This is a genomic window from Bacillus sp. T3 (genome assembly GCF_033449965.1).
In the GTDB taxonomy this organism is placed as follows: Bacteria; Bacillota; Bacilli; order Bacillales; family Cytobacillaceae; genus Bacillus_BU.
In genome coordinates this window covers 4112723-4128927 of the sequence record NZ_CP137761.1, presented here as the reverse complement: position 1 = coordinate 4128927, position 16205 = coordinate 4112723, and the positions used below count along the sequence as shown (strand labels likewise).

17 protein-coding genes and 1 pseudogene are annotated in these 16205 nt (G+C 38.4%); 11 read left to right on the top strand and 7 right to left on the bottom strand.

Features of this window, described 5'->3' with window-relative positions; translation table 11 throughout:
- Positions 1–4: 4 nt before the first annotated feature.
- Positions 5–199 carry a YfhD family protein gene (locus RGF10_RS21145; protein WP_318505538.1) on the bottom strand — a complete coding sequence of 65 codons (195 nt, stop codon included), beginning with the start codon at positions 197–199 and terminating at the stop codon, positions 5–7.
- 92 nt (positions 200–291) lie between these two features.
- Complete coding sequence (locus RGF10_RS21140; RefSeq protein WP_318505536.1) at positions 292–417, bottom strand: YfhE family protein; 126 nt, start codon at positions 415–417, stop codon at positions 292–294.
- 103 nt (positions 418–520) lie between these two features.
- Between RGF10_RS21140 and recX the strand changes: the two genes are divergently transcribed.
- Together recX and RGF10_RS21130 are read left to right on the top strand one after the other, a co-directional pair.
- Positions 521–1360, top strand: coding sequence for a recombination regulator RecX (gene recX / locus RGF10_RS21135; RefSeq protein WP_318505534.1), 840 nt, complete (start codon positions 521–523; stop codon positions 1358–1360).
- Positions 1361–1440: 80 nt separating this feature from the next.
- Positions 1441–1776: a YfhH family protein gene (locus tag RGF10_RS21130; RefSeq protein WP_318505532.1), complete on the top strand. Its 336-nt coding sequence runs from the start codon at positions 1441–1443 to the stop codon at positions 1774–1776.
- A 29-nt stretch (positions 1777–1805) separates the two neighbouring features.
- Here RGF10_RS21130 and RGF10_RS21125 read toward each other — a convergent pair whose 3' ends face one another.
- Positions 1806–1985, bottom strand: coding sequence for a small, acid-soluble spore protein K (locus RGF10_RS21125; RefSeq protein WP_318505531.1), 180 nt, complete (start codon positions 1983–1985; stop codon positions 1806–1808).
- Positions 1986–2117: 132 nt separating this feature from the next.
- Here RGF10_RS21125 and RGF10_RS21120 point away from each other — a divergent pair, with 132 nt between their 5' ends.
- On the top strand, positions 2118–2387 hold the full coding sequence (locus tag RGF10_RS21120; protein ID WP_318505529.1) for a YfhJ family protein: 270 nt from the start codon (positions 2118–2120) through the stop codon (positions 2385–2387).
- A 72-nt stretch (positions 2388–2459) separates the two neighbouring features.
- Here RGF10_RS21120 and RGF10_RS21115 read toward each other — a convergent pair.
- A pseudogene (locus RGF10_RS21115) lies at positions 2460–3442 on the bottom strand (metal-dependent hydrolase).
- A 189-nt stretch (positions 3443–3631) separates the two neighbouring features.
- On the opposite strand from RGF10_RS21115, the gene mutY reads away from it, so the two are divergent.
- Complete coding sequence (gene mutY / locus RGF10_RS21110) at positions 3632–4726, top strand: A/G-specific adenine glycosylase (RefSeq protein ID WP_318505528.1); 1095 nt, start codon at positions 3632–3634, stop codon at positions 4724–4726.
- Positions 4727–4777: 51 nt separating this feature from the next.
- Here mutY and RGF10_RS21105 read toward each other — a convergent pair whose 3' ends face one another.
- Complete coding sequence (locus RGF10_RS21105) at positions 4778–4960, bottom strand: hypothetical protein (protein WP_318505526.1); 183 nt, start codon at positions 4958–4960, stop codon at positions 4778–4780.
- Between the two features lie 120 nt (positions 4961–5080).
- Here RGF10_RS21105 and fabL point away from each other — a divergent pair, with 120 nt between their 5' ends.
- From fabL to RGF10_RS21070, 7 genes are all read left to right on the top strand, one after another.
- On the top strand, positions 5081–5830 hold the full coding sequence (gene fabL, locus RGF10_RS21100; protein WP_318505525.1) for an enoyl-[acyl-carrier-protein] reductase FabL: 750 nt from the start codon (positions 5081–5083) through the stop codon (positions 5828–5830).
- Positions 5831–5926: 96 nt separating this feature from the next.
- The gene (locus tag RGF10_RS21095; protein WP_318505523.1) at positions 5927–6271 is read left to right on the top strand and encodes a gamma-type small acid-soluble spore protein; all 345 of its coding nucleotides are present in this window, start codon (positions 5927–5929) and stop codon (positions 6269–6271) included.
- Between the two features lie 241 nt (positions 6272–6512).
- Complete coding sequence (locus RGF10_RS21090; protein ID WP_318505520.1) at positions 6513–6767, top strand: YgaB family protein; 255 nt, start codon at positions 6513–6515, stop codon at positions 6765–6767.
- Positions 6768–6969: 202 nt separating this feature from the next.
- A complete protein-coding gene (locus RGF10_RS21085; RefSeq protein ID WP_318505517.1) occupies positions 6970–7500 on the top strand; it encodes a nucleoside tri-diphosphate phosphatase in 531 nt (176 codons plus the stop codon).
- Between the two features lie 94 nt (positions 7501–7594).
- Positions 7595–9370: an ABC transporter ATP-binding protein gene (locus RGF10_RS21080; protein ID WP_318505516.1), complete on the top strand. Its 1776-nt coding sequence runs from the start codon at positions 7595–7597 to the stop codon at positions 9368–9370.
- A gap of 100 nt (positions 9371–9470) precedes the next feature.
- Positions 9471–9743, top strand: a complete 273-nt coding sequence (locus RGF10_RS21075) for a ferritin family protein (RefSeq protein ID WP_412176653.1) — start codon at positions 9471–9473, stop codon at positions 9741–9743.
- Positions 9744–9772: 29 nt separating this feature from the next.
- Entirely contained in the window at positions 9773–10105 is a 333-nt protein-coding gene (locus RGF10_RS21070) for a spore coat protein (RefSeq protein ID WP_318505512.1), read from the top strand.
- A gap of 97 nt (positions 10106–10202) precedes the next feature.
- Here RGF10_RS21070 and RGF10_RS21065 read toward each other — a convergent pair whose 3' ends face one another.
- Both RGF10_RS21065 and RGF10_RS21060 read right to left on the bottom strand, forming a co-directional pair.
- Positions 10203–11279: an aromatic acid exporter family protein gene (locus tag RGF10_RS21065; protein ID WP_318505510.1), complete on the bottom strand. Its 1077-nt coding sequence runs from the start codon at positions 11277–11279 to the stop codon at positions 10203–10205.
- Positions 11280–11515: 236 nt separating this feature from the next.
- Entirely contained in the window at positions 11516–15985 is a 4470-nt protein-coding gene (locus tag RGF10_RS21060; protein ID WP_318505509.1) for a glutamate synthase-related protein, read from the bottom strand.
- Positions 15986–16205 lie beyond the last annotated feature (220 nt).

The following is a 16205-nucleotide window of genomic DNA, read 5'->3' as shown; positions in this document are numbered from 1 at the left end:
GGCGTTATTTCTTTTTTCGTTTCGTATTAACCCGTTGATTTGCCGCATTTGCACGTGCTTGAGCTTCTAAGTCTGCTTGATCAGCAAGCTCTTGTGAGTACTCTACATCAATACCATCAGATTTCATGTTTTTTGGTGTTTGTGGTAATGATCCTGAATTGCTATCACGTGTTTTATGACGGCCATGCATTCTGCCCATTCGTCATACCCCTCTCAATGCATAAGTTTAAGAAACCAAATTGTTTCCCTCTATAGCATTTGTTGATTGAATGGGTGATATGAATGGAAAAATTATGAGCGTGGTCGCTTTGAAGTAAAGCCACCGGCACGATCAGCCATTCTAAATTCCCGTTGATAGTTGACCTCTTGTGAACTTGTTAAAGTGGTTCTCATTTTTTCACGTTTTTTCTTTTCCATGTTAGAATGCATCCTTCCATAGGTAAATTTTAAACACACTTCCTATTTTTCCCGAATTAAAAACAAGCATACATATTAATTTTTTTTAAAAAAATGGTACAGTATGGAGGAGGTGATTTATGTGCCAACAATCATTACGAAAATTACCGTCCAGCAAAAACAAAAGGATCGATACAATATCTTTGTCGACAATGGCGACGGTGAAAAATACGGATTTAGTGTAGATGAAGATGTATTAATAAAGTACCAACTGAAAAAAGGGCAAAACCTAGATGATTTTGCGGTTTCTGAGATATTTTATCAGGATGATATCCGCAAGGCCTATTCGCAAGCTGTCCAATACTTAGCGGCAAGAATGAGATCAGAGCTTGAAGTAAGACAGCATCTTCAGAAAAAGGAACTTGATGAAAACATCATCAATGAGGTCATTCATAAACTTTATCAATATCAATTTTTAAATGACCATGAATTTGCAGTAGCGTTTGTCAGGACACAAATGAATACGACTGACAAAGGAACCATCGTCATTGGTCAAGAGCTAAAGGAAAAAGGAATAAAAGATGAAATCCTTGAGACATCCCTACTTGAATATCCTTATGAGCGTCAATTTGAACAATGCTTCAATTTATCAAAGAAGTTTGTTGAAAAAAACAAGAAGGAATCAGCCAAATTTCTAAAGCAAAAGCTTGAGCAAATGCTGATTCGTAAAGGCTATCCATTTGATATTATCCAGGAAACGATACGTGATATTGATTTTGATAAGGGTGAAGATATGGAAATGGAGGCGTTAAGGAAGCAGGGTGACAAACTGCTTGGCAAGTATTCGCGCTACTCCGGTTATGAGTTTACGCAAAAAATGAAACAAGCTCTGTATCGTAAAGGTTTTCCTATGGATCTAATTGACCAGTATTTAGCCGAAAATCAAGGAAATGACGAATCATAAAATGAAGACAACTTTCTTTATTAATCGACAAAAAATGTCTATACTTAAAGTATGAATTACTTAATCGTGGGGTGGGGAAAATGCAGCAGGAAAAACGGTATAGTGAAATGAGTGAATATGAATTAAGGCAGGAAATAGCTTTACTAAATGAAAAGGCAAAAAAGGCTGAGCAATTGGGGATTGTGAATGAATATGCTGTATTAGAACGTAAAGCCATCATGGCGAAGGCATACTTATTGAATCCGGACGATTATCATCCAGGCAAAATTTATGAGATTATTGGTGCGCCAGGTTCCTTCTTTAAAGTAGACTATCTAAATGGAGTTTTTGCTTGGGGATATCGAATCAGTGGTGATGGAAAAGAGGAAGGCATCCCAATATCCATGCTACAAAGAGAAGAGGCTCGAAACCTGTAAGGCAGGCTTCAAGCCAAAAGCATAACCTGTTATTTATTTTTGAAATCAATTGTACCGTTTTCGCGGTGACTGGATGCGTACATGCGCTCCTGAGGATGAGTATTTATCGTCCCATCAGCTCTTACGGATGCAAATTCTGCTTTTGCTCGAGGTTCACCTTCGAGCTTTTGATTATTTTGATTGGGGAAGCCTTTCGCTTTATTTCGCATAATCATACCCTCCTCAAACGTGTGTGATTGAAACGTGTTAAAAGAATGTAAGATCCTTTTCACACGTATTCATAGTATTTGGATAAATGAACGATGTATGTCATTTAATCATTGGAAAAGGGGGAATGGGAAATGAATGATTATCATCAACGTCTAGCAACGTTATTACTTGAAAAGAACGATCAGCTTTCATATGACCAGGCCATTACTTGGGTGGAGCTACTTTGGGATGATTTTGAAACAACCTATGCAAAAGCCGGTAAAGAGTATATGGGAAGTGAAACAACAGAACGAATTGTACGGCAATGGATTGATCTATACGGAACAAAACTGCATGAATTTGTAGCAAAAAATCCTAAATATAAAGATTTCTTAAACCAAAAACCAAAAATTCTTCATTAAAAAAGCGATGCCTCAAAGCATCGCTTTACTCTTTGTAACGTCCGATTAGGGTGGACAGTCGCGCACTTTTATTCAAGAACCAGGTATTAAATCCAATTTTTTTCTTAACTTTTCTTCGCTGAAAATCCAGCCCGTATAGGATTTAATAATCTCAAGCTCTAAATTTAGCTGTACGACCGCAACAAACGGATAATGATCATTACTACGATATCGTAAATCTATGAATCGAACCTCGTAGTAGTCATCATATTCATCAAGCTCCCATCGGTAAACAGGAGAAAATGATAAAAATGCGGATAGATTATCATCCTTTTTTGCTGCTTCGAGAATCGGTGAATCCGGTACAGGAATTCGGTTAAATTGATCGATGATGTGAACCTCATTATTATGGGCTCTACCTACAAAAAATTGATGTTTGTTCATGATGGCTAGGCGCCACTGAGTAAAGCGCATCGTCGGTGCAATAATAATTTCGGTTGCATCAGGGATGATTTTTTTCACTTCCTGCATGACTCTTCTTTGAGCAATAAATCGGATAATATAATAGGCAACTAGTACTGCATAAATGGCTAGGAAAGTGTAACCTGGATGACTACCAAAGGCCCAGAATAATAAACCGACTACATGTAAGCCAAAAATAATTGGATCAAAAGTATTAATAACCCCTAATGCTAACCATTTTGATGAAAAGGGCCTTAGGGCTTGGGTTCCATAAGCATTAAAAATATCCACAAACACATGTAGGAAAACAGCTAAAAACGTCCACATCCATAAATGAAGCAAATTTGTTTCTGGAAAAAAGGATAGATTGCAGCTGTAATCACAATCGGCCATAATAATACTGCAGGGATTGAATGGGTAATTCCGCGGTGATTCCGTATATAGACTGCATTATTCCTTAGCTTTAAGACAGTATCAATATCAGGTGCTTGTGAGCCTACTATTGTTGCAATGAAAACGCTCGTTGCAGTTGCAGCACTAGCACTTACAACTGGATCTAATGTAGCTAATCCGCCTAGAGCAAGTCCCATTACAACATGAGTACCTGTATCCAAAAGGAAGACCTCCTTGTATACTCATTTGGACGATAGGGTAACCTTCACGTTTAGTTTACCAATAAAACACAGTTTTTAACAGCAAGAAAGCTCCCTTTTTGTGGCTGAGGAAAAATATTTATCGAGATGTCCTCGTTCCCTTTTAGAGTATGCAACTACGATTATCTTATTACCTACGGAGGTTCAATAGTGAAGAATAACAGCTTGACTGTCCTTGAGCATTTTGATCAAGAAGTATTCCAGTTTGATTTAATAAATTGGTTTAAGAAAGAGCAAAGACAACTACCATGGCGTGAAAACCAGGATCCATATCGTGTCTGGGTCTCTGAAATCATGCTTCAACAAACGCGAGTAGATACTGTTATTCCCTACTTTAATCGTTTTATCGAACAATTTCCAACAATCCAAGCCTTGGCTGAGGCGGATGAGGAAAAAGTATTAAAGGCATGGGAAGGTTTAGGCTATTATTCAAGAGTTCGTAATCTCCACAGTGCAGTAAAGGAGGTCCATCAACAATATGGAGGAACTGTACCTAACTCTCCTAAAGATATATCCTCTTTAAAAGGAGTTGGACCCTATACAGCTGGAGCTATTTTAAGCATCGCTTACGGCGTACCAGAACCAGCAGTTGATGGCAACGTTATGCGTGTGCTATCACGTATTTTATTAATTCGGGAGGACATAGCCAAGCCGTCAGTAAGAAAAATTTTTGAAGCAGCAGTGAGGTCGATTATCTCTCATGATAATCCGTCTTATTTTAATCAAGCCCTTATGGAACTGGGCGCGCTAATCTGTACACCGACTTCACCATCCTGTTTATTATGTCCTGTAAGAGAACATTGCCAAGCTTTCGCCGAAGGGGTACAGACAGAACTGCCAATTAAAACAAAAAAGAAAAAACAACGACTTGTTTCCCTCGTTGCAGCTGTGCTAACTGACAAGGAGGGAAGGTATTTAATACACAAACGCCCTAGTGAAGGCTTGTTAGCAAATTTATGGGAATTCCCGAATGTTGAAACCCATCTTTCCTTTAAAAATGAAAAACAGCATTATCTGCAATTTGTGAAGGATGAATACTCTGTAGATGCCATTCTAACAGAAACAATCGGCCAAATTGATCATGTATTTTCACATTTAGAGTGGAATATTCACATTTATCGTGGAGAAATTACCTCTCCTGTTTTAGAAAGACCCGACCTAATTCTTGTAACACCAGAAGAACTAAAGCAATATGCATTCCCAGTCTCCCACCAAAAAATGTTGCAAAAACACCTACAACATTAACGCGTCACAGTACTGGGGGACTGTCCCCCGCTACTTTATCGCGGTAAAATGCTAATGGTTGGTGCTACCGCGGCGCTCAATCTCTTTAATGATTTGAGTGTGGATGGATTGGCCCTCAACATTTAAATAGGGCACCATTTGTTGCAGTGATTGATGGTAGAAGGAGAGTTCATGGTCATTCCATTCTGTTTTAGACATCATTAACAATTCAGTCATGTCACGTCTAATTGTCATATCATTACCCCTTTTCCGACTTGGATGATTTTCGATTTAGTTTGTTCTTATCATTGTCATCTATACTAGGAAAAGCTAAAATTAAAAAAGACACTGTATTAGAAATGAGGAAAATAAAGAATGACACAAAAGGTAGCTTTAGTAACTGGTAGTAGCCGAGGAATTGGAAAGGCAACGGCACTTCGTCTCGCAAAAGAAGGCTATGATATTGTTGTAAACTATGCAAGAAGTAAGACGGCTGCACTCGAAGTAGCTGCTGAGATTGAGGCATTGGGAAGGAAAGCATTAGTCGTACGGGCAAATGTCGGCGATGTCGACAAAATTAAAGCAATGTTTGAGCATATAGATCAAGAATTTGGTCGTTTAGATGTATTTGTGAGTAATGCGGCTTCAGGTGTTCAACGCCCATTAATGGAGCTTGAAGAATCGCATTGGGACTGGACTTTAAATATTAATAGTAAAGCATTGCTTTTCTGTGCCCAAGAAGCAGCTAAGCTGATGGAACGAAATGGCGGCGGTAGAATCGTCAGCATTAGTTCATTAGGATCCATTCGTGCTTTAGAAAATTATACAGTAGTAGGTGTTTCAAAAGCAGCTGTTGAAGCCTTAACACGATATTTATCGGTTGAGTTGGCTTCAAAAAATATCATTGTTAACGCAGTTTCTGGTGGAGCTATCGATACAGATGCTCTAAAACATTTTCCAAATCGTGAATGGATGTTAGCAGAGGCTAAACGAAAAACACCTGCAGGAAAAATGGTTGAAATAGAAGATATCGTTAACACAGTCATGTTTTTACTTTCAGGAAATGCCGATATGATTAGAGGGCAAACTATTATCGTTGATGGTGGAATTTCATTACTATTGTAATTGATATTTAGGACTAATTAGTTTTTTGGTTGGAAATAAATCCCATGATTTGAACCTGTTACGCTGGTTATATTAATTAGCGTGGAGGTGATATCAATGGCAAATTTCAATCAGCCAAACAAAACATCTGCTGGAACTAATATTCAGCAAGTAAGACAACAAAACGCTCAATCTCAAGGTGGAGCTGGCCAATTCGGAACCGAATTCGCTAGTGAAACAAACGCTGCAGAAGTGAGACAACAAAACGCTCAATCTGCACGCAATAAGTCAGGAGCAAGCTCTGTAGCTGGATCAAGCTTTGGAGCAGGTGCAAGCGCAGGCGCTGGCCAATTTGGAACAGAGTTTGCGAGCGAAACAAATGCTGCTGAAGTTAGACGTCAAAATCAACAATCTCAAGCTAATAAATCTCAAGGCTCAGGTCAATTTGGCGGCCAAAGCTAATAACAGATTAAACAAAGAGGCATTCTTCATTCGTGAAGAGTGCCTTTTTTAATCCATCCAAACATAATTAACGATTACATAACCCCTTTAAATGAAAAAATCAGTCACATCAAAAAATATTTTTATCTATTTTTATCTTTTCGACAAAACAACCCGTTAATCAACAGAAAAAGTCAAAGGACTTTCCTCTAGCATCTCGAATTCATATAACTACCAATCTATATGAGGACGGTGGAGGAAAATGAACAACTTTAACCGTTTAATCTCGGAGCAAATGAAAACAATGGATAAATTGTTAGAGATTCAGTCTGAGCTAGAAAGATGTCAAGAAATTGAACAAGAACTGGTAAAGCTTCAAGAAGAAACAAAAATAGAAGATGTTCAAGCCGATATCATCCGCATGAAGGAAGAGCTAAGGGAAATACATCAAATATTTGAGCAGCAAACAGAAGAAGTGATACGCTCCTATCAGGAATTGAACGTAATGTGTAAATAAAGGTACAATTCTTTTAAAAAATACCACCAAAATCAAGCCATTGATGCATTTTCAATGGCTCTTTGTTTTAAATTCTGTGTTTTACCGTTATAATAATAGAAAATAGGAATTGTTCTTTGTACCTTTTTTATTTTAATAAAAAATAATTGATAACATAGTGTTTAGGTTACAAAGCGTTCTGGAACGAAAGTAGGGGAGATTATTGGGCGTTCCCATCGAAGGTGAAACAGTACAAATTCATAGCTATAAACACAATGGGCACATCCATCGCGTCTGGGAACAAACAACCATTTTAAAAGGGACGCAAAGCTTGGTCATTGGTGGCAATGATCGAACCATGGTAACAGAATCAGATGGAAGAACGTGGATTACACGTGAGCCTGCCATTGTATATTTCCATTCTCAATATTGGTTTAATGTCATTGGTATGCTCCGTGAGGATGGAATTTATTATTATTGCAATATTAGTTCACCCTATATTTTTGACAATGAAGCATTAAAGTATATTGATTATGATTTAGATATTAAAGTATTTCCAGATATGACCTTTAATTTACTGGATGAAGATGAGTATGAACGTCATCGTAAAGAAATGAAGTATCCCGATATCATTGATCAAATTCTGAAACGCAATGTTGATCAGCTAATTCAATGGATCCGTCAAAGAAAAGGCCCATTTGCACCTGATTTTATTGATATTTGGTATGAAAGGTATTTAACTTACAGACGTTAATGTTAAAATAAATACAGTGGGTACAAAATAAAGACCTGTTGATGTTAATCAACAGGTTTTACTATGAGTTCCCGCCATATAGGGGGGCGAATACTTGAACAACATTTTAAGATACTTACAATTTGTCAAACCATACCGATTTCAAATTGTTGGAACGATTTTGATCGGCGTAATAAAATTCTCCATTCCGTTAATTACCCCGCTATTAATTAAGTTTGTCCTTGATGATGTTATTGGTAGCGAAATTCTATCCAAACAGGAAAAATTAGATCAGTTATTCATCCTAATGGCTTTAATGATTGTTGTATTTGTGATTCTCAGGCCGCCAGTAGAATACTATCGTCAATATTTTGCCCAGTGGACCGCAAATCGCATCCTTTATGATATTCGTGATCGGTTATTTACACATATTCAAAAATTAAGCTTTAAATACTATGCCAATACAAGATCTGGTGAAGTGATCTCCAGGGTCATCAACGATGTTGAGCAAACCAAAACATTTGTTATATCTGGATTAATGAATCTTTGGTTAGACATAGCTACAATCGTGATTGCCATCTTTATTATGTTCTCAATGGATATATCTTTAACCCTAGTTTCGCTTATCTTGTTTCCTTTTTACGGTTTTTCTGTTCGTTATTTCTTTGGGAACCTGAGGAAGCTTACGAGAGTTCGGTCCCAAGCTTTAGCAGAAGTTCAAAGCTATTTACATGAACGTGTACAGGGGATGCCGGTTATTAAAAGCTTTGCAATTGAGGATTTTGAACAGGGGCAATTTGATAAACAAAACCGAAATTTCTTAACAAAGGCAATAGATCACACGAGATGGAATGCAAAGTCTTTTGCAGTGGTTAATACGATTACTGATGTTGCTCCTTTAATCGTAATTGGCTTTTCAGCTTATCAGGTCATTCAGAATGATTTATCATTAGGAACGATGGTTGCATTTATTTCATATATCGAGAAGCTTTATAGTCCATTAAGAAGATTAGTGAACTCCTCAACAACCATTACACAATCAATCGCATCAATGGATCGGGTATTCGAATTCATGGATGAAGAATATGATATAGTCGACGCTGCTAATGCAGTCGAATGTAAAGAAGTTGAAGGGAACTTAATTTTTGATCATGTGTCCTTTTCCTATAATGACAATGAGGATTACGTACTAAAAGATATATCGCTCAATGTGAAAAAAGGAGAAACATTAGCTTTAGTTGGGATGAGTGGAGGTGGGAAAAGCTCGCTTATTAGCCTAATACCACGATTTTATGATGTAACAAAAGGAAAGATTCTTCTAGATGGTGTGGACATCTCCTCGATAAAGGTTCGGTCATTACGGGATAAAATTGGCATGGTGCTTCAGGATAATATTTTATTTAGCGAGTCGGTCATGACCAACATTTTACTCGGTAACCCAACTGCATCAGAAGAAGAAGTTATCCAAGCAGCAAAGCAAGCGAATGCACATGATTTTATTATGGGACTTTCTGAAGGATACCATACAAAAGTGGGCGAGAGAGGCGTTAAGCTATCAGGTGGTCAAAAACAAAGAATCGCCATTGCCAGGGTCTTTCTTAAAAACCCCCCAATTTTAGTACTGGATGAAGCTACTTCAGCACTTGATTTAGAAAGTGAGCACCTAATTCAGGCGGCACTTGAAACGCTTGCTGAGCAAAGAACTACATTTATCGTTGCACATCGTTTATCAACGATTACACATGCAGACCGTATTGTTCTAATTGAACACGGAGAAATAGTGGAAATGGGTCGTCATGATGAATTGATGAAGAAGAAGGGCAGCTACTATAATTTATTTCAGGTTCAACAACTGGAACCGAAAGTTCACGAGGAAACCCAGACTTTTTAGGAGTCTGGTTTTTTTTCGTCAACTTTACTACTTTTATCTACATAAACATATACCCATTAGTAAAATCTATAGGATGTCACAAGTCATTTATGAAGGGAGCATGATTATGCAAAATCAAGCACAGATGCAGACACCTCCGACTGCGATTACAACAAAGGATTTAGATTATATTAAGGATGCCTTATCATGGGAACTGCTTGCCTTTAAAAAATTCCACCACTTAGCAAGCCAGGTTCAAAACAATGAAATTAAACAAGCGCTTGAAAAAGCAGGGCAGATGCACCAAAACCATTATCAAAAAATACTATCTCATCTACAAGTTGATAATAATACCGCACTAGCAAATATGCCTAGCATGCAACAAATGCAGTAATTCCAATTTTTGAATGGAGGAGAAAATCCATGCAAAATCAACAAAATCAAATTGCTAATCCGCAAACTGGACAATTACCTCAAGTAAAAGGGCCAGAAATGAACGATCGTGACTTTGTTAACGATGGATTAAGCACATGCAAATATTTAACTGATAGTTTAAATAGTGCCGTACGTGAAGCAAGTCATATTCAATTACATGCTGACTTTATGCAGATTTTGACGGAAACACATCAAAGTGCTCGTGATTTGTTTAACTTAATGTTTAAAGAAGGCTGGTATAAGCTAGAAGCAGCAGAACAACAAAAAGTTGACCAAGCCTATCAACAATTTAACGGTTATTCTTCGCAATTTCCTTACTGAATAAACAGGACTTGTTAAACGTTGATTTCCGCTCCCATCATCTAAGTAAAGTGGTAAGGCAAAATAAAAAGTGGCTGACATCAGTGTCAGCCACTTATTACTTTGCTTCCTCAAACTCAACCTCGTTTGCACCTTTATGAAATGATTGGAAGCTATTGATTAATGTTTCTAGATGCTCGATTTGTTCTCTATATTCTATAATTGAGGCGATTACCTGCATGGAATGAAATAGGATTGGCGCATATGGTTCATCAATGCCTTTTTGCTGAGCTAAAAACAGATCAAATAAATCCTGCTTACTCATACAAACGTCTTGTTTCTCCAATGCAGCATTGGGTTTAATTTTTCCAATAAATCGAAGCAGCATTTGTTCATGATGATTAATTAGGCAATCAAGCTGGGCTTGTATCGCATTTTGGAATTCTACTGGCATTTGCTGTAGCTCATTTTCATAGCGATGAAGACGTTTTAATACATCAAGAGCCCTTTTTGCGGTTGATACCATCTGGCGATATACGACCAGCTTACGGGATTTAACTAAGGTAGTTTTTTTAAAATAGTTCCGTTCCTCTGTATACATGAGAAACAACTGGTCTATTTTAATCATGGAATCTTTAATTTTGATGATATCATTCTTTAGAAGTCGATGCTCTGATGCATGGCGAATGCTATACCGAATCCAGCGGATGATTTCTGCTGTCACCTCAGTCACACCTGTAAACAGCTTATTTTCGTACTTTGGTGGTAGAAAAATTAAATTCACCATAAATGATGATAATACCCCAAGCATAATGGTCGAAAAACGAATGATAGCAAAATGAATAAATTCATCCCCAGGTGTTTCCATGATTGCAATTAATGTTACCAGAGAAAGAGCAATCGTGTTTTCAATTTTTAATTTCAAATTGATCGTTATGACGATGATAGCGGCCAGGCCAATAATGATGATTTCGTTGCCAAAAAGTAAAACAAAGGATATGGCAATAGCCGCTCCAATAAAATTACCTTGAATTTGTTCAATAATGGATAAAAACGAACGATAAATGGTTGGCTGTATGGCAAAGATGGCTGCGATTCCAGCAAAGACTGGTGAAGGTAATTGAAGTAGTTCTGATAATAAAAGTGCAAGAATAATTGCGATTCCCGTTTTAAAAATGCGGGCACCAAGTTTCATGGTATTTTCCTTTCATATACATTTTTCTAAGTGGCGTCCAAGGGGTTAAATCCTTGTCTATACCTTTTCGTAAAAGCCAAACAATTATGTACTATACAATGATTATTTCAGAAGTTCAAGGGATATTTTTCGAAAAAGAAAAAAGTGCCCGCAAAACTATGCGAGCACTTTCGTTATGTGTCTTATGAAATTTTAGAGCTCTAACTCTCAAGCAAGTAGCTTCCGCATTTCGATCATCACTCTGTAGAGACAGATGGATCGGCTTGTTCTTTTACTGGAACAACCTGAACAAAGTGTGCTTCCGGTTTAGCCAATAGAAAAGCTAAGCTGTCTGCTTCCTCAGTTTGTCCTTGAGCTTTAAGTGCGTCAACATAGGAGCCAAGTAATTCATTCACATCAGCAATCCCTTTCTCATTTAGAGAAGTGACAGTCACCTTTGCTCCTTTAGCAATTCTTCGTTGAATCGCTTCTTTTGTAAAACCTAATTCAGGTTGATGACGTAGGTATACAACCCCACCGGTCATCCCAGCACAAATCCATGGACCTGGGTCACCTAAAACAAGTCCGCGACCATTGGTCATGTATTCAAAAGCAAAGCCTTTAATATTAGCGTTCGTACCAATGTTTCCAGCTTCATCCTGTGGAATTGGTTTCTTTAATTGACCGCCAATAATCATGTCAGCTCCGGATAATCTGATTCCTGCACGGGCATCAGCATCACCTTGAGCAACAAGCAATCCTTTTTGAGCGCCATAGCCAAAGCCTTTACCAACAGAGCCATTATAGAATTTGCCGTCTTTTCCTTTTGATTTGAACACTTGAATCTTTCCACCGAAGGAAGTTTTACCGATTCCGTCCTGGGCCCCACCGCTAATATCAATATTGATTCCATCACAGTTGTAAGCACCAAGGCCGTTACCTGGAATAGATCCTTTATATTGTAGGTGTACCGGCGGCAGATCATGATAAGAACCATCGAGACGCCCACGAACACGGTGACATGAAACACGGCTTCCAAGTACACGTTGTTCTGAACTTACTGAATGGAACTCGCGTGAATGCTGTAAATCAGCAACGTCTGCATCAAGATATTCCGCACCTACAGCAACTTGAAGCTGTGATGATTCGATTGATGCGACGGCTTCTTTTGCACTTAATGGACTAATATCCAATGCTTTTAATAAATAGGTTAGATCTAATTGATCATTGCCATTTAATTGTTGTAATAAGTCTGAGCGACCAACTGCGTCCTGGAGATTACGTACGCCAATGGAGGCAGCTAAGCTCTTTAATTCAGTACCAATCGCTGTAAATAGGTTAATAATAGCCTGAACAGCCAGCTCTGATTGTCTTGGCACAAAACGACGCAAACCATGCGCTTTTGCTTGTGCTTCAGATTCGATTTGAGTGGCAATTCCAACGTGACAAGTATCTAAGTGACAGCCACGGCAAGTTGTACATCCAATTGCAATCATCGATAATGTTCCGAAACCAATACGGTTAGCGCCAAGTAACATAACTTTTAATACATCCTGCGCACTCTTGATACCGCCATCAGCCCAAAGCTCTACTTGGTGACGAAGTCCAGCCTCTAATAGAGCGTTATGTGCAGCCTTTACACCAATTTCAACTGGCAAACCAACATGCTGAAGGGCATGAATTCTTGCCGCTCCAGTTCCGCCGTCGAAACCACTCAAAGTAATGATATCGGCACCTGCTTTAGCGATACCAACCGCGATTGTTCCAATGTTTGGTACGATTGGTACTTTAACAGCAACCTTTGCTTTATCATTTGCTGTTTTAAGCTCATGGATCATTTGTGCCAGGTCTTCAATCGAATAAATATCATGGTTATTTGATGGTGAAATTAAATCAGATCCGATTGTTGCATTTCTGGCTTCGGCAATTTTAGCTGTAACCTTAGATCCAGGCAGATGACCACCTTCACCAGGCTTCGCCCCTTGACCAATTTTGATTTCAAGTAGATTTGATGAGTTTAATAGCTCAGCATTTACCCCAAATCGACCTGATGCAACCTGTTGGCCACGTGTCTTTGGATATTTTCCAAGCATATCCTTAATTTCGCCGCCTTCACCGTTAAGGCTGACCATATTGAGACGATCTGCTCCTTCTGCATAGGCGCGGAACGCGATTTCATTTTGCGATCCAAACGACATAGAAGAGATGACGAACGGTAAATCATGCTCACCGACATGTAAATCGACCTCATCAGCAGTCCCAATCGGATTTGTTTTCTTCAATTCGATTAAATGACGAATGGTTGTAGGATTTTGTTCTTCCTGCTCCGTGATTTTTTCTCGGTAAGCATCATAGCTTCCTGTCGAAGCCATTTCACCAATTGATTTCCAAATTCTTGGGAACAAATTAAATGTTTTGCCAATCCGCTCTTTTTCATTATGGTAATCGATGGCTCTTAGTAAAGAATCTTCTTTAAGTGATTCGAAATTGAAAGCTAGATCCTTTGAACCAAAGAAGTTCGTAATATTTAAGCATTGTGCAATCTCGTCATTAAAGCCGATTGCCGAAAACAGTCTGCCGTATCCGCGCAGCTCATGAATTCCAATTGTAGAAATGACTTTTTCAACCCCTTTTGTAAGGGCGCTGTATAAATTTTTCACCGTTTTTAAGGTGGTGTCATCTAGTACAGTAATAAACATATAGTATGGGGAAACAACATCTGCCCCTAAACCAAATGCAATCATAATATCATGTAACGAACGAAGGGCAGCGGAACGAACTAATAAAGAACAGTCTCTACGCACACCTGCTTTTACTAATGCCTGATCTACAGCTGATGTTACAAGATGTGGATCAATCCAGAACGAATCCTGTTGATGTGCATCTGCATCATCTAAGATCAAAAGCGTTTTTCCAGATTTCACTGCTTCAATCGCTGTTTCCGTAATTCTTGTTAATGCCTCAGGAATTGTTTCATTTTTTGCAAATGTTGTTGGTAAATATGAAACTAATTTAGCGGTTTGGAAAATGTTGACTAATTGATCAAAGCTTGGTTGGTTGAGTTCTTCAGAACAGTCATAGCCAACTTTTCCTTCGATAAGGATTGGCGTGCTAAGCTCCACAACCACACTAGTTTCTTCTGCAGCGAACAGAGTTGGGCGTTTGCCAATAATTGTTCGTGTTGAGAAGTGCTCTGTTTCACGATCACGGTCAATTGCTGGATTGGTAACAACCGCTACGCTTTCTTTAATAAAATCAGGAATGTTTTTACGTTCCAGATTTAAAGCTGCAAGTGGTGCATCATGTCCTAGTGAACGGATTGGCTCAACGCCTTTTTCAGCCATTTGCTCCACTAATTGTACATGGTCTCTTTCCCAACCAAATGCCTTATACTGACCATTAGTGATTTTTGACGGATAATTAACGGTTACCGTCTTTTCAACCTTAGGTGGATTAATACGCTTTCTAGCATCTTTAAAGCTAATTCGATTTGCGAAACGCTTATATACCTCACCATGGAATTCACTCATGAAATAGGTTTCAAGATCTTCACCATTCCATTTGAAGCCCACTTTTTCGCCAGGTGCAAGCGGCTTCGGATCATTCATGAATTCTGTTGTTGGTATGATACCTGGTTCAGAGGAGAATAAGTATGATTTCTCAGTTTCAAGCATCCAAAGTGGACGAAGACCGAGTGAATCGACACTAAATACTGCTTCATCGGCAAATCTAGAAATAATCCCTGCTGGACCTTGCGCAAAATGTCCCCATGCTTCACGAATATACGTATATAAATCCTGTAAATGTTCAGGGAATGCTTTAATTTCATTAACGATTGGCGGGAATAAAACATCCATTGCCTCAAATAGAGAATATCCTTCACGACAGATAAAGGTTTCAATAATTCTGCTTAAGTCTTGTGAGTCGCTTCCATCTTTTACAAGTGGTACATTGATCATTCTTGCTTCATCACGTAGTTTTGCAATCGTATTGATTTCGCCATTATGTCCAAGTACACTGAATGGCTGTACTCTGAAGAAGCTGGATAATGTGTTTGTAGAATAACGATTATGCCCAAGTGTAATGGTAGATGCAACAAGTGGGCTAGCAAGGTCTTGATAGTATTTTGGAAGGATGTCACCAGCACCCATTACTTTATAAACTGCGTGATATTGACTCAAAGAGGCTACATGAACGGCTTCATTTTTTTCAAATTCAACAATTAGGCTAAACAGCTTTTGAGATAACTCTTTTCCAGAAAGAGGAGCAAGACAGGCTATTTGCCAAAATACAGGGTTTTCCTGAATTGCAATTGGACCTAGTGCAGCTGAATCGGTCACCTTATCGGATTCAAATAATATTTCAAATCCGTTTTGGTTAAGCTTTGATTGTAGCTCGGAAATAATCGCTTTCGGTCCGGCATTTTTCGTAATGAAAAAGTGACCAACAACAAAACGGTCGCTGTTGATTACTTCTGGATCCTTGCCAGCACTCGATAATTTTTCCTTCCACAATTGCTGTGGAATATCGATGTGAATCCCAACGCCGTCACCTTCGCCGTTAATAAAGCCAGCGCGGTGGTTCATCAGGACAAGGGCATCGATACAATGGAAAATGTTTTCCCTTGTAGGTATTTTCTTTTTTTCAAGACTTGCAACAATTCCGCAAGCATCGTGTTCTTGACGATGAAAATCTGTAAATAGAGACGGACTCCATTGTTGATCCATGTGTTTCGGCTTTATTAAAGGGTTACCTCAAAAAGCCGTTTCACCTCCTGTAATAAATAGTGCTCCATTCAATTTTTATTTACAAATGAACAAATGGTAACGAACCATTAAAATCATTTAATTATAATAGTTGCGAACGAATGGCATTTTTTAATAAAATTGTATTTTAATATTATCATAGGAATTTTCAGAAATCAATTATCCATGCATAGTAATAGGT